The following is a 21,742-nucleotide window of genomic DNA, read 5'->3' on the forward strand; positions in this document are numbered from 1 at the left end:
CACCCTTTGCTGAAATCGCGCGCGCAAGCGCAGTGACGGGAAACCCTCAGCGCTTGCGGGCCCGTAGATAGTCCCCCACCACCGCGGCACCCAGGCCGTCCAGATCAGGGGCCACCACGCGGCCGCCGACCCGGCGGGCGACCTGGTCGATGAACCGGGCCAGCCCCGGGTCGCTGCCCAGACGGAAGATCGTGAGCTGCGCGCCGAGTGCGGCGAGATCGTCGAAGCCCTTGACGGTCAGCCCGATGGTCCGCGGGTGCGGCGGGTAGTAGAAGAATGCCTCGGCCCCGTCGCCGAAGTCCTCCAGATGCGCGGTCGGCTCACCGTCGGTGACCACGAGCACCACCGGTTGGGCGTTGGGATGCCGCCGCAGGTGCCGGGTCGCCAGCGCAAGCGCGTGGTGCAGGTTGGTGCCCTGGTCGCGCACGCCCTCCAGGGCGGTCAACTCGGCCGCGCTGATGGTACGGGCGTGCCTGCCGAAGGCGATGATCTCCAGCGCGTCGGAGCGGAACCGGGTGCTCACCAGATGGTTCAGCGCCAGCGCGGTGCGCTTCATCGGCAGCCAGCGGTTCTCCATCACCATCGAGAAGCTGGTGTCCACCAGCAACGCGACGGCCGCCTGGGTGCGGGTCTCGGTCTCGGAGATCTCGACGTCGTCGACACTGATCCGCACCGGCCGCTCGACGCTGCCGGCGCCCGCTGTGCGCAGCACGGCGTTGGTGATGGTGCGGGTGACGTTCCACGGCTCGGTGTCCCCGAAGGCCCACGGACGGGTGGCGCCGGTCAGCTCACCCGCGGCACCTGCGCGACGGGTGTCGCGTTCCCCGTGCCGGCCGGAGAGCTGTTGTGCCACATCGCGTAGCGCGGTCTGGCCGAGTTGGCGCATCGCCTTGGGTGAGAGCCGGAACTGGCCGTCGGAGCCGCGGTCCAGGAAGCCCTGTTCGGTCAGCGCGCGTTCCAGCTCGGTCAGCGTGCGGGCGTTCACGGCGGCCTCGTCACCGAGCTGGCGGGCCAGCATGTCGAGGTCGACATCCTCCATGGTCGCCCCGGCGTAGCTCTGCGAGAGTTGTTCGGCCAGCTGCTCCAGCTCGGCGATGTCGGCCAGCGCCTGGGTGCCCTGACCCATTCCCAGCGGGTCGTTGCCGCTGAACTCTTCCGAACCGCCCCAGTCCTCCCCGGGCCGGGCGGCCTGCAGATTGGCGTCGAGCCGGTTGAGCGCGCTCATCAGCGACGGCGACCCGAACGCCTGCTGCGCCAGCTCGTCCAGCTCGGCGCGCTGGGATTCGGAGAGGCTGTTGCGGAAGCGCTGGGCGGCGGCGGCACGTTTGGCCAACGAGTCCATCAGTTCGTCGACGTTGCGGGGGTTGTCCGGGAAATGTCGGCCGTGTTCGGCCATGAACTTCTCGAAGTCCTCGTCGGTGTCCTCACCCCTGGCGTGCTTCTCCAACAGGTCGTTGAGGTCGTCGAGCATCTTGTTGACCGCTTGCCGGTCCTCGTCGGTGGCGTTCTGCAGCGCCTCCTTCATGCCGGCGAAGCGCTGGTCCAGCATCTCGCGGCCGAGCAGATCCTTGATCTGGTCGTACTTCTGCCGTGCTTCGGCCGAACGCCAGTCGTAGTCGGCGAGCTCCTGCACAGCCTTGGCCGGTGACGGCGACAACGCCTCGATCTGCATCTCACCGAACCGGGCGTCATCGTCGAGCGCGCGCGCGAGTTCCTTGCGCTCGGCCAGCACGGCCTCGTCGAGCAGCTTCTTGACCTCGGCGAGCGTGCCGTCGAGATTGTTGCGCTGCAACAGTTCCCGGCGACGACGGTTGGCCTCGGCGGCCAGCCGGTCGGCGCCGGGCATGTTCGGGGTGCCCCGGCGCATCAGCTCCTGCAGGGCGCGACGCGGCGAGGAGCCGGACATCACGTCCTCACCGATCTGGTCCAGCGCCTCGCGCAGATCAACCGGCGGCGCCAGCGGGTCGGGCCCGCCGGTGTACCGCGAGTATCGCGAACTGCGTTTAGCCATAGACGGTTTCACCGTCATCGGAGGTCTTGTCGATGCGCTTGGCCAGGTACAGCCCCTCCAGGGCCAGCTCGACCGCGGCGGCCCGCTGCCCCTCGCTGTGCGCACCGAGGCGTTCGGCGATCTGGTCGATGACCGGCAGGTCGGGCAGTGCGGCCAACACATCCTTGGCGCTGACCCGCTCCCCCGTCGTCACCGGCGAGCCCTCCTCCACGGCGGCGACCAGCGGGCCGACGTCCAGTCCGCCGAGGGCGCGGGCCGCGGTATCGGCGGTGGCCCGGCGCAGCAGGTGTTCCATCACCACCTGCTCGCGGCCCTCCTCGCCGGATTCGAACTCCAGCTTGCCGCGCAGCACGTCGATGATGGTGCCCAGATCGACGACGCGGGCGACCGGCTCCTGTTCCCCGAGGATCGCGCCCCGGTGACGGGCGGAGGCGGCGACGGTCTCGGCCGCGGCGATCGCGAACCGCGCCGACACCCCGGAACGCTGGTCGACGGCGGTGGATTCGCGCAGCGCGCGGGCGAACCGGGCCACCACGGCGAGCAGGTGTTCGGGCACCTCGGCGCTCAGGTGTGCCTCCTGGGCGATGACACCGACCTCGGCATCGAGTTCCAGCGGGTAGTGGGTACGGATCTCGGCACCGAAGCGGTCCTTGAGCGGGGTGATGATGCGGCCGCGGTTGGTGTAGTCCTCCGGGTTGGCGCTGGCGACCACCAGCACGTCGAGCGGCAGCCGCAGCGTGTATCCGCGCACCTGGATATCGCGCTCCTCCATCACGTTGAGCATCGCGACCTGGATGCGCTCGGCCAGATCGGGCAGTTCGTTGACCGCGACGATGCCGCGGTGCGAGCGCGGGATCAGCCCATAGGCGATCGTCTCCGGATCGCCCAGGCTGCGCCCCTCGGCGACCTTGATCGGGTCGATGTCACCGACCAGGTCGGCGACGCTGGTGTCGGGGGTGGCCAGTTTCTCGGTGTAGCGCTCGCTGCGGTGCACCCAGGCGACCGGCAGATCGTCACCGGAGGTGGCGGCGCGGCGGATCTGCTCCGGGGTGATCGGCGAGTACGGGTGCTCGTGCAGCTCGGAGCCCTCGATCACCGGGGTCCACTCGTCGAGCAGGTTCACCAGCGAGCGCAGCAACCGGGTCTTTCCTTGCCCGCGCTCGCCGAGCAGGACGAGATCGTGTCCGGCGATCAGCGCGCGCTCGACCTGTGGCAGCACCGTGTCCTCGAAACCGAACAGGCCGGGCCAGATATCGTCACCATCCGCGAGCCGGGCCAGCAGGTTGGTCCGGATCTCCTCCTTGATCCCGCGCTCGGTATGACCGGAGGCGCGCAGCTCGCCGAGAGTACGGGGCAAGTCGTTAGGTGATGTCACGACCTCCACGCTACGACTGCCGGCGGCCCCTGGCATGGTCACCCGGCGAACGGGCGCTTTCGCCCATCGCGAACTACCCAGTACCATCGGTACCGTGAATTTGCTCGAATGGCACAACCGGCCGATGACGATGCACTTCGGACCGGCGTCCTGGCAGTCGCGCTTGCTGGGTGTGCTGACCGCCCTCACGCTGCGGCCGCTCCTGGGGATGGCCACCCTGCTGGGCCTTGCGGTCAACCGCGTCTGGCCGGATGGCGTGCAACGCGCCCACCTCGACGTCATCGACCGGCCGCTGTCGGTGATCGGTGCACTGCCCGGCACCACGGTCACCCGCGAGGCGCTGCCGAACTGTCCGGCCGAATGGGTGGCCGCCCCGGCCGCGCGCGACTCGACCGACCTGATCATCTACTTCCACGGCTCGGCCCTGGTCACGCTCGGGCTGAACTCCCATCGCCGATTCGTCTCCAAGCTGTCGGCCGAAACCGGTTCCCGGGTCCTCAACGTCGGCTACCGGCTGGCGCCGCAGGCCACCATCGAGGAGGCTGTCGAGGACGGTCTCGACGCCTACCGGCGCGCCCTGGATCTCGGCTTCGCGCCGGGGCGCATCGTGTTCGCCGGTGATTCGGCCGGCGGACTGATCGCCGCCGACACCGCACTGGCCGTACGCGACGCCGGGCTACCGGTGCCGGCCGGGCAGATCCTGTTGTCGGCCTTGACATCGGCGGACATGGATCTGAAGTACCGGGCGCTCAAGCAGCATCGCGACGTGCTGTTCCCGTTCATGACGGTGAAGTTCATCTATGACGTGTTCGCGACGGTGAACGGGACCCGGCCGGTGCCGGTCATGCCCGCCGAGTCCAACGCCGCCGGGCTCGGACCGTTCCTGTTACAGATCGGCACCAACGAGATGCTGCGAAACGACACCTTCGTCCTTGCCGACCAATTGGAGGCAGCCGGCGTGCCGGTGTGGGTCCAGGTGTGGGACAAGGCGATGCACATGTTCCAGCTGTCCTTCGACGTCAACCCCGATGCCCGGCGCGCCATCGCCGAGATCGCCTCCTTCGTGGAACACGTCACCGGCAAGGCCAGCAAGGCCGCTTAATCGGTTGGCGCGGCACCACTGTCGGCGAGCGCGCGGTCGCGGCGCTGGACGAACCACCACAGCAGCACACCGAAGGCCAGGATCGAGACCGCGATACCGAGTTCGAGGATGCCGCCGTAACCGGTGATCGAGAATCCGGTGGCACCGACGACCAGCATCACCACGAGCACCACCGTCAGCGCGATGGACAGCGGCACGAACGCATCCGGCAGCCGGATCGGGCGCGGCGCGTCGGGGCGATCCTTGCGCAGCAACGCAAAACCGGACACCGCCAGGACATGGGCCAGGATGTAACCCAGGTTGCCGGTCACGATGATGGCCAGCGGCTGCTGGAGCACCACCAGCAGCACGACGTTGAGCACCAGCATCACGTTGAGCGCCCGCACCGGAACGCCACGGCCGTTCAGCTTGCCCACCGAGCGGACCGTGATGCCCTCCTTGCCCATGTTGAACAGCACCCGCGAGGCATCCGCGACGGAGGTCAACATGACCAGCAGCAGCGAGCCGATCAGGCACAGCACCATGACACTCGCGCCCGCGCCGGTCAGCCTGGAGAAGCTCTCGACGAAGAAGGTGGACGGGTCGGCCTCGATGGCGGCCTCCCCGGCGAAGCCACCAAGGGTGAGCGGGACGATGAAGAACACCCCGAGACAGAACAGCGCCGAGGCCCGGATGGCCCGCGAGGTGTCCTTGACCGGGTCGCGATACTCCGAGGCGAATGTCGCGCACACCTCGACCCCGAGCGTGGTCCACGCCATCACGTACAGCCACACGATCGCGGTGTGCAGCCCTTCGAATCCGCTGAGCTTCCAGGTGAGATCCATCGGCGCCCAGTCGGCATTGAACAGCGGGAAGATGACGAACACGGTCAGTGGCACCATCAGGATCGCCGCGGTCACGTAGACGAAGGCCATCGTCACCCGCACGCCGATGATGTTGATGCCGTACAGGATGAAGATGACGGCCAGGCCGATCAGGATCGGGAAACTCAGGTGTACCGGGCCCATGTCGTAGGTCCACTGCTGGTCGGGAAACCACTGCGACTGCACCAGCAGACCGGTCAGCGAACCGTAGGTCGCCAGGTTCGAACCCCAGGGCAGCCAGTACCCGACCCCGGCCAGCGGCGCCAACCACGGCACCCGCCGCTTCCACGCCTCGGCTGCGTAGCCCGATATACCGCCGGACGCGTCGGGGAACATCGCCGCCAGCTCGATGTAGATCCAGTTCACCCCGAGCGCGATCACCATCGAGATGGCCCACAGTACGGCCGCGCCCCAACCGCCCAGTCCCGCAATCGACGCGCCCAGGGTGGCCACCAGCGCGGCCGGCATCGTCATCGCCATCGCGAATCCGTCGAACCAACGCATCTTGCGCGGCAACACCTCGGTCTGTAGCGGTGCGGGTGGACGGTTGTCCGTTGTCATGGAATCGAACCTCCGAAAAGGGTTGAGCGAGTCGTGATCTTGCTCGGCTGGAAGCGCCGATTCGGCAGTGAACCGTGCGGTGGAAGTCAGACGCCGTGGCGGACCGGTGATCCGGCGACGTGGCGTCGATCACAGACGTTAGTGCGGTGGCAGCGAACTCGCAACCGCTACAACATATTTCGTTCATCGGCGGCGATCTGGTCACACGCCTCTCACCCGCCGCAGCAGCGGCGGGTGACACTCCTGTCAGCTATGAAGTTTCAGGCGGGACGGAATGACGTGTTCGCCGCCCGCGCAGCGTGTTTGACCATGATGTGGCGGGCCACGGTGTACTCCGCGACCGCAGCCTGGCTCATGTCCTTGCCGAAGCCACTGGCCTTCACCCCGCCGTGCGGAGCCTCCGACGCGATCGGCAGGTGATCGTTGACCCAGGTCACCCCGGCCTCGATGGCATGGGCCACCCGCAGCGAGCGGGCACCGTCAAGGGTCCACACCGAGGACGCCAGACCGTACCGGCAGTCGTTGGCCAGTTCGATCGCCTGCTGTTCATCGGCAAAGGGCAAGGCCACCAACACCGGTCCGAACACCTCGTCCTGCACGATCTCGTCGGTCTGGGCGGCCCCGGTGACGAGTGTCGGCGGATAGTAGGCGCCGCGGCCCTGCGGGATGGCACCGCCGATGCGCACCGTGGCACCCGCGCTGACCGCACGCTCGACGAATCCGTGCACCCGCGCCCGATGCTGCACCCCGATCAGCGGCCCGATATCGGTATCGGGATCGTGCGGATCCCCCACCCGGATGGCGGCAAACTGCGCGGTGATCTTCTCGACCAGCTCATCGAAGATGTCCGCATGCGCGTACACCCGGGTCGCCGCCGTGCAGTCCTGGCCCGAGTTGTACGTGGCGCCCATCGCGATGCCGTGCGCGGCACCGTCGAGATCGGCGTCCTCGAACACCAGACACGGTGCCTTGCCGCCCAATTCGAGGTGCACCCGGGCGCCGCGAGTGGCCGCGGCGGACATCACCTGCCGGCCCGCCCGCGTCGACCCGGTGATCGAGATCAGCTGCACCCGCGGGTCGGCGACCAGCCGTTGACCGACTCCCTCGGCGCCGGTGACCACCTCCAGGACACCGGCGGGCAGGCCGGCCTCGACGGCGAGTTCGGCCAGATACAGCGTGCTGCTCGGGGTCGTCGGAGCGGGCTTGACCACGATGGTGTTACCGGTGGCAATCGCCGGCCCGATCTTCCACAGCCCCATGATCAACGGGAAGTTCCAGGGTGCGATGCCCACGACCGGACCGACCGGCCTGCGCACGATCATCGAGGTGTAGCCCGCGCTGAGCACCCCCGCACCGGTCTCCTCCAGGGAACGCGCGGCGCCGGCGAAGAATCGCAGATTGTCGGTGCCGAAGGGTAATTCGCCGTCCCGGAAGACGGCCGCCGGCTTCCCGGTCTCGGCCACCTCCAGCGCGGTGAGCTGTTCGGCGTGTTCGTCGATCAGGTCGGCCCAGCGCAGGATCACCCTGGCCCGCTCTCCGGCCGGGCGCTGCGACCACGGGCCGAACGCGTCGGCTGCCGCGGCAACCGCGGCGTCGGCATCGGCCATCGATGCCTCGGCGACCGTACCGGTCGGCTCGCCGGTGGCCGGGTCCAACAGCACCCGACTGTCGCCGCCGCCCTCGACGCGTCGGCCCCGGTGGAATCGTCCTGCAATCATCGTGCTCCCGCTCCTCAGCTGTTGAAGCCCACACCGAACCGGTCGAGAACGCGCAGCAGCGTTCCCCGCCGGCCGGTTTCGTCCTCGCGGGCCAGTGCGGCGCGCGTCAGCGCGACGGCCGGCCAGCGCAGGGGCTCGGGAGGGAAGGGCACCGCCATCCCGGTCACCGCCTTCAGACGGGTCCGTTCGGTGCGCCGGCCCGCCAGCAGATCCAATGCGACACGCGCGCCGAACCGTGTGGAGGCCACACCCAGGCCGGTGAACCCGACCGCATAGGCCACCCGACCCTGATGGGCGGTCCCGAAGATCGGCGTGAAGCGACTGGTCGTATCGATGACCCCGCCCCAGCGGTGGGTGAACGGCACATCGTGGAGTTGCGGGAACGTCTGCCGGAAGTGTTGCGCCAGCAGCCGGTGTGAGGCGTGGCGCAACTCCAGTTCGGACGCGACCCTGTTACCGAAGTGGTAGACGGCGTCATAGCCACCCCACAGGATGCGGTCGTCGCGGGTGCGCCGGAAGTAGTGGAATTCGTTGCCCGCATCGGTGAGTCCCTGATTCTGGCTCCAGCCCACCCGCGCCAGTTGCTCACCGGACAGCGGCGCCGTCGCCAGGACGTAATCGTAGACGGGTAGCACCCACGCCTTGAGTCGGCGCAGCAGCGGCGGAAAGGCATTGGAGGCCAGCAGTACCCGGGCACACCGGAGCTGCGCGCGATCGGTGGCGACGGTCAGCCCACCCGGTGACGCGTGCAGACCGGTGGCGCGGGTCTGTTCGAAGATCCGCGCCCCCATGGACTCGGCGACCCGGCGCAGTCCCTGCACCAGTGCCATCGGGTCGACCAGCCCGCCCGAGTAGGAGCGCAGCCCGGCCACGAAGGCCGGTGAATCGATATCGGCGCGGACCGCCGCGCGGTCGAGGAATTCGACCTTCTCGCCGCGGCGGGTGTGGGTGTGCACCGCGGCGCGCAGCGCGTCCGCCTGGTGGGTGGTGCGGGCCAGCGTCGTCTTGCCCACCATGCGCAGGTCGGCGTCGATTCCGTGCCGTTCGACGAATTCGACGATCTGCGAGACGTTCTGGCGGCCGAGATGCATCAGCTCGTCGACCTCATCGGGCCACATCGCCTCGCCGTGGGCGATGCCGTGGGTCAGGGACTCCGAGACGAATCCACCGTTGCGTCCCGAGGCGGCCGAGCCGACCCAGTCCTGTTCCAGGACCACCACATCGAGCGAGGGATCGTCGGTGAGCGCCTCGATGGCCGCCCACAGACCGGTGTAACCGGCGCCGATGACCACCAGGTCGGCGTTGTGCCGGCCCGCCGGCGGCTCGGACCGGGGGCCGGTGTCGGCGCCCTCCCACCACACCGGCCGTGGCTCGGCGTCGCGCAGATCGGCACTCATGGCGAGTGATAGTTGCACCAACCTTCAATCTTGGCAAGCGGTGAATTCGCACATCAGATGCCCTAGCCAACCTAAAACTGATGCGCAGTTCAGGGAAACCGCGCATGATCGGCCGAGTCGTGGCAGAGTGACCGGAACACATTGCCAGGAGGTCCACGGGTGCCGGTGAGTCGTTCCGAACGGCGGGCGAAGCTGCTGCATGCAGCCCAGCGCGCCGTCATGAAGCATGGCGCCGACGTCCAGTTGAAGCAGGTCGCCGCCGAAGCCGGGCTGACCTCCGGCGCCGTGCTCTACCACTTCCCTGATGTGCAGACGCTGCTCGTCGAGGCCAACCGGGCCGGCATGGAGCGGTTCTACGACGAACGGATGCGGGCCATCGAGGGCGTGGCCGAGCCGGACCGTCGGCTGGTCATGACCATCGAATCCGGGCTGCCCGTGGACTCCGACGATCCCGCCGTCAAACTGCTCTGCGAATTGGGCGGCGCCGCAGGCAGGTACCCCTCGTATGCGGTCCTACTGACCGCTCTCTTCGACCGGCAGGTGGCGATGTATCAGGTGATCCTGGAATCCGGTGCCGCGCAGGGGACCTTCACCCTGGCATCGCCGTCACTGGCGATCGCCCGCAACATCGTCGCGCTCGAGGATGCCTACGGCTACCGCATGGTGGCCCGCCACCCCAGCCTCGATGCCAACGCCAGCATCGACCTCATTCTCGATTATGCGCGCGTCGCCACCGCTCATCCGCTCCCGCGCACCCGCCCCTGACATCGGTGAAAGGACCATGATGACCGAACCGTTGACCGTGATGTTCTGGCCGGAATCGGCATACGGACCGACCAATCAGTGCATCGGCGTGGCCGCCAAGCTGCGCGAGCGCGGGCACACGATCGTCTTCGCCGCCGAGTCCTCGTGGGCCGGCAAGATCGAGAAGTACGGCTTCATCGAAGAACTCGTGGACCTGGCACCCCCGGCGGCCGACGGTGCCGACGAGGACGCCGGTCAGTTCTGGACCGACTTCATCGCCGAAACGGCGCCGGAGTTCGCCAAACCGACCATCGAGCAGCTCGAGACCTTCATCGTGCCGACCTATCAGGCGCTCATCGACGGGGCGAAGTACTGCGAGCCGCGACTGCGGCAGATCATCGCCACCCATCGACCCGATGTGATCGTCGAGGACAACGTGGTGATCTTTCCGGCGCTGACGACGGCCGGTAAGCCCTTCGTGCGCATCGTGTCCTGCAGCCCGCTGGAGATCCCGGGAAGCGCTGTCCCGCCGCCCTTCTCCGGGTTGCCCAGCGATGACCCCGCCGCCTGGGAGGACTACCGCGCCGAATTCGACCGCAGGCTGCGCCCGCTCTGGGCCGACTTCAACGACTGGGTACAGGCCCAGGGTGGCGCCGAGCTGCCCGACCTGGAGTTCATGCCCCGCGATATGGCGGCCGGACTGTACGTCTACCCCGCCGAGGCCGACTACACCGACCGTCGTCCCCTGGACGCATCCTGGACGCGCCTGGATTCCAGTGTCCGGGAAACCGACGAGGACTACGAGCTACCCGCGGCCATGGCCGACCGCCCCGCGGACAGCGCACTGGTGTTCCTGTCGCTGGGATCGTTGGGATCGGCCGATGTCGCACTCATGCAGCGGTTGGTGGACGTACTCGGCCGGACACCACACCGGTTCATCGTCAGCAAGGGTCCGCAGGCCGACAAGATCACGTTGCCCGACAACATGACCGGCGCGCAGATGCTGCCGCAGACCAGGATCATCCCGTTGGTCGACGCCGTCATCTCGCACGGCGGCAACAACACCACCACCGAGTCACTGCACTTCGGCAAGCCCCTGATCGTGCTGCCGCTGTTCTGGGACCAGTACGAAAATGCCCAGCGCATCGACGAACTCGGCCTGGGTGTCCGCCTGGACACCTATCACTTCGCCGACAACGAACTCATCGGGGCCCTCGACCGCATCCTGGCCGACACGCAGATGCGGGACCGCGTCGCGGCCATCGGTGCCGCGGTGCGCCAGCGGGACGGGCTGCGGGTGGCCGCCGACGTCATCGAACGCATCGGGCACACCCACCGGACGGCCGCGACCTGACCGTGTACCTCGACCCGTCCGATCTGTTGGTTCTCGGTGACGGCCACGCCCTGGCCGTCATCAACCGGGACGGTGCGCTGTCGGCCGTGCCGGCCCGCGCGGAGCACGGTGGTTGGCGCCGCGCGGGCGCCGGTGATGGCACGGCAGAAGCGTTGATCCGCCTGCTCACCCGGGCACCCGGCCGGACCGAGCAGGGCCGGTTCGTGATCACGTCCTGGACCGGACGCCGCGACACCCGCGGCGAGCGCGCCATCACCGTCGACCAGACCAACGAATCCGTCATCGTCGGCGACGCGGCCGTGGTCAAGTGGGCCACCCACCTCGAGCCCGGACCGCATCCGGCGCCCGGCCGGTTGTCGACACTGACCGCGGCCGGATTCACGGCGATGCCCGCACCGTGGGGTCTGGTGACCTGGTGCCCCGACGGGGGCGCCGAAACCCTGGTGGCCAGCGTGAGTGCCTACCTGCCCGCGGCGAGCGACGGGTGGACCTGGGGTATCGAACTGTTCGCGGCAGCCACCAAGGCGGGCGATCCGCGCCCGGCCACCGCCGCGTGCGCCGAGGTGGGTGTCGCCGTCGCCGACATGCACAGCGCACTGGCCGCCACCGTCACCGTGTCGACAGCCGAGGATGCCGGTCGCTGGCTCGACGGTGCGCGCCAAACCCTCGCGGCGGCAACGGCCCTGGCCGGGCCGGATACCGCGGCCGTGCTGGACGGATACGGGTCGCAGATCGCGGACACGCTGGCCGGTATCGGCGACCTCGTCGGCGTACCTATCCTGGACGCGCACGGTGATCTGCATGTCGGCCAGGTGCTGCGCAGTCAGGACCGCTTCGTCATCACCGATTTCGACGGCAACCCGGTGCTGCCGCCGGGGCAGCGGGCGCTGCCTGCGCCGGCCGCGCTCGACGTGGCGGGCCTGGTGCAGTCGCTGGCCCACGTCGAGATCGTGGTACCCAGGTATCACGAACTCGACCCGATCTCGTTGCGCCGCATCGGCCGCGCCGCCCGGGCCGCCTTCCTGGACTCCTATACGGCCCGCCTCGCCGAGAACGGCCATCTGCACCTGTTCACCGCCCACGCCATGGGCGCCTTCCGGCTCCAGCAGGTGTTACGCGAAATCGTCTACGCGGGCCGGCATCTGCCCCGCTGGATGTACGTGCCGGACGCCGCGCTACCCGCCCTTCTGAAAGGTGACGACCTTGAATCCCGATGAGTTCGCCGGGGACCTGGCCCGCAAGCCCGAGACGCTGACCGCGCTGGCCGAGGGGCTGGCCGCGCACAACCCCTGGGCCGACGTGGTGCCGGCCGGTATCGACCGGGTCGTCTACCTCGGGATGGGGTCCTCGGCGTATGCCGGTGGCGTCGCGGCGGCCCGATTGCGCGCCCGCGGCGTGTGCGCCGTGTCCGATATCGCCTCGACCGATCTGCTGCCGCAGTGGGGGCCCACGACGCTGGTCGTCGCGACCTCCGCGACGGGTGGATCGGTGGAGACCCTGGACGCGCTGCGGCGCATCGACCCCACCTCGACCACGGTGGCATTGACCAATACGCCCGGCTCTGCCATCACCGAGCAGTGCTCGGCGACGGTCGATCTGGTGGCCGGCCCGGAGGTCGGCGGGGTCGCCTGCCGCAGCTTCGCGCACACGCTGGCGTTGTACCTGGCGCTGGAATGCCACCTCACCGGCACGCCGACCGACACCGTGGTGCGCACCGTCCGAGCGGCCGCGCACGCCGCCGAATGGCTGCTCGGCGAGGAGGACAACTGGCTGCCCGAGGTTGCGCATAAGCTCCTGGGTCCCGACGAGATCCAGCTGTGCGCGCCGGCACGACGATTCTCCTCCGCCCAGCAGGGTGCGCTGATGCTGCGGGAGGGGCCGCGGCGCAGTGCGATCGGTTGCGAGACAGGCGACTGGAGTCACGTGGACGTCTACCGCACCAAGAACACCGACCTGCGGATGCTGGTGTTCGCCGGGTCGGCCTGGGAGGCACAGATGTTCGAGTGGACCGGCCTCCGGAAGACCACGGTCGTCGGTGTCAGTGGCGATGTCCCCGGTGCCACCGCCACGCTGCGCTACCCCGGTGACACCGACGACGACGTGCGGTTGCTCACCGAGACACTGGTGCCCGAACTGCTGGCGGCACGCGCCTGGCAGGCCCAGTCGTCCAGGCCGGAATCGGCGGGTGCGCAGTGACCGTCAACGGCGGTGTCTCGTTCTGGTGGCAACAGCTCGGCATCCCGCGGCCCCGCCCCGCGCTGACCGGCTCCATCGATGTCGACGTGGCGATCATCGGGGCCGGATACACCGGTCTGTGGACGGCCTACTACCTCAAGCGGGCCCAACCGGATCTGCGGATCGCCGTGCTGGAGGCCAGGTTTGCAGGTTTCGGCGCCTCCGGCCGCAACGGTGGCTGGCTGACCAATTCGATCACCGGCGGTCACGACCGGATGGCCGCCGCCGCCGGCCGTACCGCCACCGACGCCCATCAGCTCGCGCTCAATCAGACCGTCGACGAGGTCATCGATGTCGCCCGCGCCGAGGGCATCGATGCCGACATCCGCAAGGGTGGTGAGCTCAACGTCGCCTACACGCCGGCGCAACTGCGCCGGCTCACCGCCGCCGCGGCGGCGGCCCGGCAGTGGTCGCACACCGATGTCGAGTTGCTGTCGGCCTCCGAGAGTGCCGCCCGGGTCAATGTGGCCGGGACCCTCGGCGGCATCTGGCATCCGCACTGCGCGCGGGTGAATCCGGCAAAGCTGGTGCGCGGGTTGGCCGATGCCGTGCAGCGCCTCGGCGTGGCGATCTATGAGAACAGCCCGGTGATCGCGATCGAGCCGGGGCGGGCCCGCACGGTGTCGGCCACGGTGCGGGCCGCGCATGTGCTGCGCGCCACCGAGGGATTCACCGCCAACCTGGCCGGTGAACACCGAACCTGGTTGCCGATGAACTCGTCGATGATCGTCACCGAACCGCTGACCGCCCGCGTCTGGGAATCCGTCGGCTGGGAGCACGGCGACACCCTCGGCGATTTCGCGCATGTGTACATGTACGCCCAGCGCACCGCAGATGACCGGATCGCCTTCGGCGGCCGCGGGATTCCGTACCGGTTCGGCTCGACCGTCGACACCGACGGTTCGACGCAACCATCGGCGATCGCCGGTCTGGCCGCACTGCTGCGCCGGTTCTTCCCCGCGGCCGCTGGCGCGGCGATCGACCACGCCTGGTCCGGTGTGCTCGGTGTGCCCCGCGACTGGTCGGCCACGGTGACCTACGACCACCGCACCGGACTCGGATACGCGGGCGGCTACGTCGGCACCGGTGTCACCGCCACCAACCTGGCCGGCCGCACGTTGGCGGACCTGGTGCTGCGCCGTGACACCGACCTGACCCGGTTGCCCTGGGTCGGCCACCGCGCCCGCAAGTGGGAGTTCGAACCGTTGCGTTACCTTGCGGTGCAGGGCATCTACGCGGCCTACCGGGCCGCCGACCGACAGGAGGCCCGCGGTCGGCGGTCGAGCTCGCCGATCGCGCGGATCGCCGATATCGTCGCCGGCCGCTGAGCCGCCGGCGACGATCGCCGATGGGGCGTGTGCCTAGTGCGCGAAGTGCCGCGCCCCGGTCAGGTACAGCGTGATGCCCGCCGCCGTCGCGGCCGCGGTCACCTCGTCGTCGCGCACCGAACCACCCGGGTGTACAACCGCTTTCACCCCGGCGTCGATCAGCGTCTGCAGACCGTCGGGGAACGGGAAGAACGCATCCGAGGAGGCCACCGCGCCCTGGGTGCGCTCCCCCGCCCGCTCGACGGCCAGCCGGGCGGCGTCGACCCGGTTGACCTGACCCATGCCCACCCCGACCGTCGCACCGTCCTTGGCGATCACGATCGCATTGGACTTCACCGCCCGGCCCGCTCGCCAGGCGAAGACCAGATCGGCCAGCGTCTGCGCGTCGGCGGCCTCGCCGGTGGCCAGCGTCCAGTTGTTCGGATCGTCACCCTCGGCGTCGAGGGCGTCACGCTGCTGGACCAGCAGACCGCCGCTGATCGGGCGCAACTCGGTGGCGGTGCCCTCGGGTTCACCGGCGACCAGGATGCGGATGTTCTTCTTCTTGGACAGCACCTCGACCGCGCCGGGCTCATACGCCGGCGCGACGATCACCTCGGTGAAGATATCGGCCACCGTCTCGGCCATCTCGACGCTGACGGTGGTGTTGGTGGCGATGACCCCGCCGAACGCCGAGAGCGGATCGCAGGCGTGCGCCTTGGCGTGCGCATCGGCGACCGACGTCGTGGACACCGCGATACCGCACGGGTTGGCGTGCTTGATGATCGCCACACAGGTCTGCTCGTGGTCGAATGCCGCGCGCCAGGCCGCGTCGGCATCGGTGTAGTTGTTGTAGGACATCTCCTTGCCATGCAACTGCTCGGCCTGGGCCAGGCCCGGCCAGGCCGAGTCGTCCCGGTACAGGGCCGCGCGCTGGTGCGGGTTCTCGCCGTAGCGCAGCACCGCGGTGCGCCGCGAGGTGGACCCGACCCAGCGCGGCAGCGCCGCCGCATCCTCTTCGGGGGACAGCACCGCGACCATCCAGCTGGCCACCGCCACGTCGTACTCGGCGGTGTGCTGGAAGGCCAACGCCGCCAGCTTCTTCCGCTCGGCGAGGGTGAAGCCGCCGTCGCGCACCGCGGCCAGCACGCCGTCATACCCGAGCGGGTCGACCACGACGGCCACACTCGGATGGTTCTTGGCGGCGGCGCGCACCATCGACGGGCCGCCGATGTCGATCTGCTCCACACATTCGTCGGGCGCGGCGCCGGAGGCCACCGTCTCGGTGAACGGGTACAGGTTCACCACCACCAGCTCGAACGGCGCGATACCCAGGTCGGCCAGCGCACTCTCGTGTTCGGGCTTGCGCAGGTCGGCCAGCAGTCCGGCGTGCACCTTCGGGTGCAGCGTCTTCACCCGGCCGTCGAGCACCTCGGGGAAACCAGTGACATCCTCGACCGGGGTCACCGGAACACCAGCGTCGGCAATCGTTTTCGCGGTCGACCCGGTCGACACGATGCTCACGCCGGCGGCGTGCAGGCCGCGAGCCAGATCGGCCAGACCGGTCTTGTCGTACACACTGATCAACGCCCGCCGGATCGGCTTACGTTCGCTCATCCCAGGATTGCCTTTCGTCCGTTCCAGGTCAGGCCGCGCGTCGCCAGCGCGGCCAGCACGTCCACCAACAACGTCCGTTCGACGATCTTGATGCGTTCGTGCAAGGTCTCTTCCGTGTCATCGTCGCGTACGGCCACCGCCTGCTGGGCCAGGATCGGCCCGGTGTCCACGCCGGCGTCGACCAGATGCACCGTGCAACCGGTCACCCGGACCCCGTGCTCCAGCGCATCGGCCACCGCATGCGCGCCCGGGAACGCCGGCAGCAACGCCGGATGGGTGTTGAGCACCCGGCCCGGATACCGGGAAAGGAACTGCGGCCCAAGAATCTTCATGAATCCGGCGCTGACCACCAGATCCGGCTGATGCGCCGCGACCGCCTCGGTCAGCGCGGCGTCCCAGGCGGACCGGTCGGGGTGATCGGCAAGGCGGGTCTGAAAGGTGGGCAGACCGGCCGACTCGGCGATCTCCAGGGCCCGGCACGCCCGGTCCGCGCCGACGGCGACCACGCGGGCCGGGTAGTCGCCGACCGCGGCCTCCAGCAGCGCGTCGAGCAGGGAACCGGTCCCCGAGGCCAGCACCACCAGCCGGGCCGGTGCGCTGGGCGGCACTCGGAGGCTTGGCTGCTGCACGCGCAGCAGCCTAGTCGCCCTGCTCGCGGCGCTTATCGGCGACCACGTCCGGTACGTCCCCGTCGACCATGAAGTGATCCTCGGGATCCAGCGGCGGCTCGTCCTCCACGCGCGCCCGCACCTGCCGCGGTTCGTCGACGTCCACGATCTCGGCGTCCAGGATGTCGGCGTCCACGAACTCCGCATCCACGAACTGCGCGTCGACAAACCCGTCCGCCGCGACGTCCTCGTCCCGGTACTCGCCGTCGGCGCCGCGCGGGTCACCACCCTGGAAGATGACCTCGGTATCGGCCTCCGCGGTGTCGAACGCGCCGGTGCCGAACGCCCCGGTGTCGGTCTCCTCCGCATCGGGGGCGTCGGCAACGGGCGCCGGCCTGGCCCGCCGGGGCCGTCGCGTCAGCCCACCGGCCATCACCACGGTCAGCCCACCGACCACGGCGAACCACACGAACACGGCCGGGCCGAAGGTGGCCTGGTCGACGCCGACATCACCGAAGTTGCCCAGCCGGCCGCCCCCGGCGTAGCCGAGCAACGCCATGGTCAGGGCGGCCGTGCCGGCCGCGACGGCCAGTTTGGCCAGCGCGATCGGCCACGGCGCCGCCCGCCGGGAGCACTGCTGGCCCAGCGCGACCGCCGCGACGGCCGCCACGATCAACAACGCCACCCAGATCGGTCCGAGCGGTGGGGTCGGCACCGCGGCCAGCACCGGCACCGCCGGGATGTCACCGCCGAGCACGGTGAACGAGCTGAAGGTGGCCAGGCCGATGTGCGCGCTGGACCCGACGGCCACCGCCGCGGTGCCCACCAGCACGTTCGGGATGTACAGGATGGACAGCAGGGTCAGGCTGAGCTGGCCGAACAGCGAGTCGGTGATCCCGAACAGGTCGTGCATGGTGCCCCAGTGCACGATGATCGACCCCGCGGCGACCACACCGCACAGTCCGAGCAGCGCCAGCACGCCGGTGGCGGCGGCGCGCAGCGCCTCGGGCAACCAGCGCGGCAGCCAGGTCAGGCCGGCCAGCCGACCGGTCATCAGCACGCCGAGCAGCGCACCGATGGCGTGGACGACGAACACCCCGGCGAAGGCCCGTGCCGCGTCGGGCGTCTGCAACTGGGTGATCACCGAGGAGGCGTCGTGGATCACCGCCAGCGCGATGGCCGCGATGAGCAGCGGCCCGCCGAGGGCGGAGGCCACCACCCAGCGGGTGACGAACCAGGAGGAGCGGGCCGCCGCGGCCGCCGTGGTGCGGGCGGTGGCCCACACCATCAGCAGCACCGGCAGCAACGGCATCACGCCGAGTTCGCGCCCGCCGATGGAGACCGGGACCTGATGCACCCCGAGCCACATGCTGGCCACGGCGCCGAAGGCCCCGGTCATATCGCTGTTGGCGATCAGCAGCTGCAGCAGCGTGATCGCGGCGATGATCCCCAGCGCGGCAACCGACGGCCCGAACGCCACCCGCAGCAGGTCACGTGCCTGCCGGGTGCCGACCGATCGGTTATCCACTAGCTGGGTCGCTCCTCGCACACTGGGTTCACGCACGCCCGGTCCGCCTTGTCCGGGCGCGCGACGCCCAGACTACGACGAGGGCGGCCCGGACTGGGGTGCGGACTCGGACTGCGATTGTGGTGTCGGCGACTGTGTCGGCACCGCGGTGGTGGGCGCCGACGATCCCTGCGGCTGGCCGTATCCGGTCGGTTCACCCGTCCCGCCCGGCTGCCCGAACGCCGGGAAGCCGGTGGGCGGGGTCGGCGGGCCGGAATGCCCACCCGCGGCGTGCGAATCGGTGTTGGCATCCGAGTAGGACCCACCGGCGCCGGCGAAGCCGCCGGTGTTGGGGCCGCCACCGGGGTAGGTGCCGTACGGCGTCGGGTAGCCCGGACGCGGCTGCTGCGGCTGGCCGTACTGCTGCGGCTGATGCTGCCCCTGGGGTTGTCCCTGGGGTTGTCCCTGGGGTTGTCCGTAGCCGTAGGGCTGCTGGCCGTACTGGCCGTAGGGCTGCTCGTAGCGCGGCTTGGGCGCCGGCGGGGTCAGCACCCCGGCGTCGAACAGCAGCGCCGCGATCGCGGCGCCGGCCTGCAACACCGTGGTGACGATGATCAGGTACAGACCCCAGCCGATCGACAACCCGGCCGGGGCGTTGATGACCTCGGCCAGCACCAGCAGCAGCGACAGCGTCGCGACGACGGCCACCAGCCCGGCGCGGGACTTCTGCTTGGGTAGCAGGCCGATGCCGGCCAGCAGCGCGGCCAGCACCGAGGCCGCCACCGCCAGGCCGAGGCCCGGGGTGCTGCCGCTGGCGCTGCCGAACTGCGGGAAGTCCGAGTTGCTGATGGTCAGCAGCGGACCGAAGTTGAAGGCATAGGTGCCCAGACCGAAAACCGCCACCGCCGCGCTCAGATACGCGGGCAGCTTGCTCGGTCCGGCCTGTTCGGGCTCGCCGACCTTGCCGAACTGCTGCGTCGGTGCGACGTACTGGTTGCCCTGCTGTGCAGGCGGATATCCGGGGCCACCGGGTGGGTAGGTCATGACTCTCCTGTGTGGGCGGTTTCGACCCACGCTAGCGCACCCGCCGGCGCGGCCACTCAGACCGATACGGGCACCGGGGCCCCGTCGAGGCGCTCCGCGGTGCCGATTTCGGAGCTTTCGATTTCGCGGACCAGCGGCAGCACCTTGTCGCCGAAGTACTCGATTTCCTCCTGGAAGTGGAGGAAGCCGCCGAGGATCAGATCGACACCACGTTTGCGGTACGCGGCGATCCGCTCGGCGATCTGCTCGGGGGTTCCGATCAGCTGGGTGCGGAACCCGTCGTTGTACTGGACCAGGTCTTCGAACGAGGAATCGGCCCACATGCCCTTCTTGTCGCCGGTGGAGTTACCGGCCTGCTGAACTGCCCCGCGGAAGCCCTCGACGGCGGGCTTGTTGGCCTTGGCGATGATCTCCCGGAGGACCTCTTTCGCTTCCTTTTCCGAGTCCCGGGCGATGATGAACCCGTTCAGCCCGACCTTGACCTCCCGGCCTGCATCCCGGGCGTGGTCACGCACCTCGACGATCTGCTCGGTGATGCCGTCGAAGTCCTTGCCGTTGGAGAAGTACCAGTCCGCGTAGTGGCCGCCGTTACGCCGGGCCGCGGTCGAGTTGCCGCCCTGGAACAATTCCGGGTTCGGGCGCTCGGGGGTGTTCAGCGGCTTGGGCTTGAGGGTGAAATCGTGGATCCGGTAGAAGTCGCCGCGGAAGTCCACATCGTCCTCGGTCCAGATCTTGCGCAGCACCTGCAGGAACTCCGCGCTGCGCCGGTAGCGCTCATCGTGTTCGAGCCACGGCTCACCCAGGTGGGTGAACTCGTCCTTGAACCAACCTGACACCACATTCACAGCGAAGCGGCCGCCGGACAGGTGATCGGCTGTCGCCCCGAGCTTGGCCAGCACCGCGGGCTGCCACAGACCGGGGTGCACCGCTGCGATCACCTTGAGCCGCTCGGTGGCCAGCAACAGGGCCAGGCTGAAGCTGGTCGACTCATGCTGGTACTCGGCGCCGTAGCTGGCCTCGTACCGCACCTGGGACAACGCGTATTCGAAACCGTTGTTCTCCGCGGTCTGCGCCAGCTTCTTGTTGTACTCGTAGTTCCAGTCGGTGCGTTGCTCGATATCGCTGGTGACCAGGCCGCCACTGACGTTGGGCACCCAGTAGGCGAACTTGATCTCATCGGCGATGCGTTCGGTGGTCATATTGTCATGCCAGCAGCAGCGGACCCCGCCGTCACGGTTAACGATCTGCCTGAGTCTGAGAACGCGCCGCCGCCCCGTCCACAGCGCGGCCGCCGCGTTCAATTCTGACGGCCCGCGATCGGCGCGGCGCCGCCGCATACCCGCCCTTCCTGCAGTCATGTCGAACACCGAGGGAATTCCACCCTTGCCCTATCGACTAGAACACGTTCTAATTCTGGCATGGACTACGGGCTTGTACTTTTCACCAGCGACCGCGGCATCGCCCCGGCATCGGCGGCCAAGCTGGCCGACGACCACGGCTTCACCACCTTCTACGTGCCCGAGCACACCCACATCCCGATCAAGCGGCAGGCCGCGCACCCGACCACCGGGGATGAGACCCTGCCCGACGACCGCTATATGCGCACGCTGGATCCCTGGGTCTCGCTGGGCACCGCGGCGGCGGTCACCAGCCGGGTCCGACTGTCCACCGCTGTCGCCCTGCCCGTCGAGCACGATCCGATCACCCTGGCCAAGTCCATCGCCACACTGGACCACCTGTCCGGTGGCCGCGTCAGCCTCGGCGTCGGATTCGGGTGGAACACCGACGAATTGGCCGACCACAAGGTGCCGCCGGGCCGCCGGCGCACCATGCTGCGCGAATACCTGGAGGCCATGCGCGCGCTGTGGACCCAGGAAGAAGCCGCCTATGACGGCGAATTCGTCAACTTCGGACCGTCCTGGGCCTGGCCCAAGCCGGTGCAGTCACACATCCCGGTGCTCGTGGGCGCCGCGGGCACCGAGAAGAACTTCAAGTGGATCGCGCGCTCGGCCGACGGCTGGATCACCACCCCGCGCGATTTCGACATCGACGGGCCGGTGAAGCTGCTGCAGGACACCTGGGCCGCCGCCGGCCGCGAGGGCGCCCCGCAGATCGTCGCACTGGACTTCAAGCCCGATCCCGAAAAACTGGCCCGCTGGCGCGATCTCGGCGTCACCGAGGTGCTGTTCGGCCTGCCCGACAAGTCCGAGTCCGAGGTCGCCGGCTACGTGGAACGGTTGGCCGGCAAGCTCACCCAGCTGGTCTGAGCTTCGGCGAGAACGAACGTCGGGTTGTGATC

17 protein-coding genes are annotated in these 21,742 nt (G+C 69.2%); 7 read left to right on the plus strand and 10 right to left on the minus strand.

The window, feature by feature from the left end; translation table 11 throughout:
- Positions 1 to 46: 46 nt before the first annotated feature.
- Positions 47 to 2,011, minus strand: a complete 1,965-nt coding sequence (locus BST17_RS11750) for a vWA domain-containing protein (RefSeq protein ID WP_083058060.1) — start codon at positions 2,009 to 2,011, stop codon at positions 47 to 49.
- Positions 2,004 to 3,386 carry a sigma 54-interacting transcriptional regulator gene (locus BST17_RS11755; RefSeq protein WP_083058281.1) on the minus strand — a complete coding sequence of 461 codons (1,383 nt, stop codon included), beginning with the start codon at positions 3,384 to 3,386 and terminating at the stop codon, positions 2,004 to 2,006. Before BST17_RS11755 ends, BST17_RS11750 begins: the two co-directional genes overlap by 8 nt.
- Positions 3,387 to 3,480: 94 nt before the next feature.
- Here BST17_RS11755 and BST17_RS11760 point away from each other — a divergent pair, with 94 nt between their 5' ends.
- A complete protein-coding gene (locus BST17_RS11760) occupies positions 3,481 to 4,488 on the plus strand; it encodes an alpha/beta hydrolase (protein WP_083058280.1) in 1,008 nt (335 codons plus the stop codon).
- Here BST17_RS11760 and BST17_RS11765 read toward each other — a convergent pair.
- The 3 genes from BST17_RS11765 to BST17_RS11775 all read right to left on the minus strand — a co-directional run bounded on the left by BST17_RS11765 (position 4,485) and on the right by BST17_RS11775 (position 9,027).
- A complete protein-coding gene (locus BST17_RS11765) occupies positions 4,485 to 5,912 on the minus strand; it encodes an APC family permease (RefSeq protein ID WP_083058062.1) in 1,428 nt (475 codons plus the stop codon). The genes BST17_RS11760 and BST17_RS11765 overlap by 4 nt on opposite strands.
- 260 nt (positions 5,913 to 6,172) lie before the next feature.
- Positions 6,173 to 7,630 (minus strand): aminobutyraldehyde dehydrogenase, encoded by a 1,458-nt coding sequence (locus BST17_RS11770; protein ID WP_083058064.1) that lies wholly within the window; start codon positions 7,628 to 7,630, stop codon positions 6,173 to 6,175.
- Between the two features lie 14 nt (positions 7,631 to 7,644).
- The gene (locus tag BST17_RS11775; protein ID WP_083058065.1) at positions 7,645 to 9,027 is read right to left on the minus strand and encodes an NAD(P)/FAD-dependent oxidoreductase; all 1,383 of its coding nucleotides are present in this window, start codon (positions 9,025 to 9,027) and stop codon (positions 7,645 to 7,647) included.
- A gap of 165 nt (positions 9,028 to 9,192) precedes the next feature.
- Between BST17_RS11775 and BST17_RS11780 the strand changes: the two genes are divergently transcribed.
- The 5 genes from BST17_RS11780 to BST17_RS11800 are packed head-to-tail and all read left to right on the plus strand — an operon-like array spanning position 9,193 to position 14,688.
- Positions 9,193 to 9,792 (plus strand): TetR/AcrR family transcriptional regulator, encoded by a 600-nt coding sequence (locus tag BST17_RS11780; RefSeq protein ID WP_234807642.1) that lies wholly within the window; start codon positions 9,193 to 9,195, stop codon positions 9,790 to 9,792.
- A 19-nt stretch (positions 9,793 to 9,811) separates the two neighbouring features.
- Positions 9,812 to 11,125: a glycosyltransferase gene (locus BST17_RS11785; RefSeq protein ID WP_083058283.1), complete on the plus strand. Its 1,314-nt coding sequence runs from the start codon at positions 9,812 to 9,814 to the stop codon at positions 11,123 to 11,125.
- Positions 11,126 to 11,127: 2 nt separating this feature from the next.
- Positions 11,128 to 12,342 carry a glucosamine kinase gene (locus BST17_RS11790; protein ID WP_083058068.1) on the plus strand — a complete coding sequence of 405 codons (1,215 nt, stop codon included), beginning with the start codon at positions 11,128 to 11,130 and terminating at the stop codon, positions 12,340 to 12,342.
- Positions 12,329 to 13,321, plus strand: coding sequence for an SIS domain-containing protein (locus BST17_RS11795; RefSeq protein WP_083058284.1), 993 nt, complete (start codon positions 12,329 to 12,331; stop codon positions 13,319 to 13,321). The genes BST17_RS11790 and BST17_RS11795 overlap by 14 nt, the downstream gene beginning before the upstream one ends.
- Positions 13,318 to 14,688 (plus strand): NAD(P)/FAD-dependent oxidoreductase, encoded by a 1,371-nt coding sequence (locus tag BST17_RS11800; protein WP_083058070.1) that lies wholly within the window; start codon positions 13,318 to 13,320, stop codon positions 14,686 to 14,688. The genes BST17_RS11795 and BST17_RS11800 overlap by 4 nt, the downstream gene beginning before the upstream one ends.
- Positions 14,689 to 14,721: 33 nt before the next feature.
- Here the strand turns inward: BST17_RS11800 and purH are convergent, their stop codons facing one another.
- The 5 genes from purH to sfnG form a co-directional block, all read right to left on the minus strand.
- Positions 14,722 to 16,284, minus strand: a complete 1,563-nt coding sequence (purH, locus tag BST17_RS11805) for a bifunctional phosphoribosylaminoimidazolecarboxamide formyltransferase/IMP cyclohydrolase (RefSeq protein WP_083058072.1) — start codon at positions 16,282 to 16,284, stop codon at positions 14,722 to 14,724.
- Complete coding sequence (gene purN, locus BST17_RS11810) at positions 16,281 to 16,913, minus strand: phosphoribosylglycinamide formyltransferase (protein ID WP_083058074.1); 633 nt, start codon at positions 16,911 to 16,913, stop codon at positions 16,281 to 16,283. Before purN ends, purH begins: the two co-directional genes overlap by 4 nt.
- A 10-nt stretch (positions 16,914 to 16,923) precedes the next feature.
- Positions 16,924 to 18,420 (minus strand): cell division protein PerM, encoded by a 1,497-nt coding sequence (locus BST17_RS11815; protein WP_083058076.1) that lies wholly within the window; start codon positions 18,418 to 18,420, stop codon positions 16,924 to 16,926.
- A 72-nt stretch (positions 18,421 to 18,492) separates the two neighbouring features.
- A complete protein-coding gene (locus BST17_RS11820; protein ID WP_083058077.1) occupies positions 18,493 to 19,443 on the minus strand; it encodes a DUF5336 domain-containing protein in 951 nt (316 codons plus the stop codon).
- A 56-nt stretch (positions 19,444 to 19,499) separates the two neighbouring features.
- Positions 19,500 to 20,642 carry a dimethylsulfone monooxygenase SfnG gene (sfnG, locus tag BST17_RS11825; RefSeq protein ID WP_083058079.1) on the minus strand — a complete coding sequence of 381 codons (1,143 nt, stop codon included), beginning with the start codon at positions 20,640 to 20,642 and terminating at the stop codon, positions 19,500 to 19,502.
- A gap of 219 nt (positions 20,643 to 20,861) precedes the next feature.
- Here sfnG and BST17_RS11830 point away from each other — a divergent pair, with 219 nt between their 5' ends.
- Entirely contained in the window at positions 20,862 to 21,710 is an 849-nt protein-coding gene (locus BST17_RS11830; RefSeq protein WP_083058081.1) for an LLM class F420-dependent oxidoreductase, read from the plus strand.
- Positions 21,711 to 21,742 lie beyond the last annotated feature (32 nt).

It is taken from the genome of Mycolicibacterium bacteremicum, from assembly GCF_002086115.1.
GTDB classification, from domain to species: Bacteria; Actinomycetota; Actinomycetes; order Mycobacteriales; family Mycobacteriaceae; genus Mycobacterium; species Mycobacterium bacteremicum.

Bases quoted from the DNA above. Each gene is read 5' to 3' on its own strand.
- BST17_RS11750 (WP_083058060.1), bottom strand. From the start codon at position 2,011: ATGGCTAAACGCAGTTCGCGATACTCGCGGTACACCGGCGGGCCCGAC.
- BST17_RS11765 (WP_083058062.1), bottom strand. From the start codon at position 5,912: ATGACAACGGACAACCGTCCACCCGCACCGCTACAGACCGAGGTGTTG.
- BST17_RS11770 (WP_083058064.1), bottom strand. From the start codon at position 7,630: ATGATTGCAGGACGATTCCACCGGGGCCGACGCGTCGAGGGCGGCGGC.
- BST17_RS11775 (WP_083058065.1), bottom strand. From the start codon at position 9,027: ATGAGTGCCGATCTGCGCGACGCCGAGCCACGGCCGGTGTGGTGGGAG.
- BST17_RS11785 (WP_083058283.1), top strand. From the start codon at position 9,812: ATGACCGAACCGTTGACCGTGATGTTCTGGCCGGAATCGGCATACGGA.
- purH (WP_083058072.1), bottom strand. From the start codon at position 16,284: ATGAGCGAACGTAAGCCGATCCGGCGGGCGTTGATCAGTGTGTACGAC.
- BST17_RS11820 (WP_083058077.1), bottom strand. From the start codon at position 19,443: ATGACCTACCCACCCGGTGGCCCCGGATATCCGCCTGCACAGCAGGGC.
- sfnG (WP_083058079.1), bottom strand. From the start codon at position 20,642: ATGACCACCGAACGCATCGCCGATGAGATCAAGTTCGCCTACTGGGTG.
- BST17_RS11830 (WP_083058081.1), top strand. From the start codon at position 20,862: ATGGACTACGGGCTTGTACTTTTCACCAGCGACCGCGGCATCGCCCCG.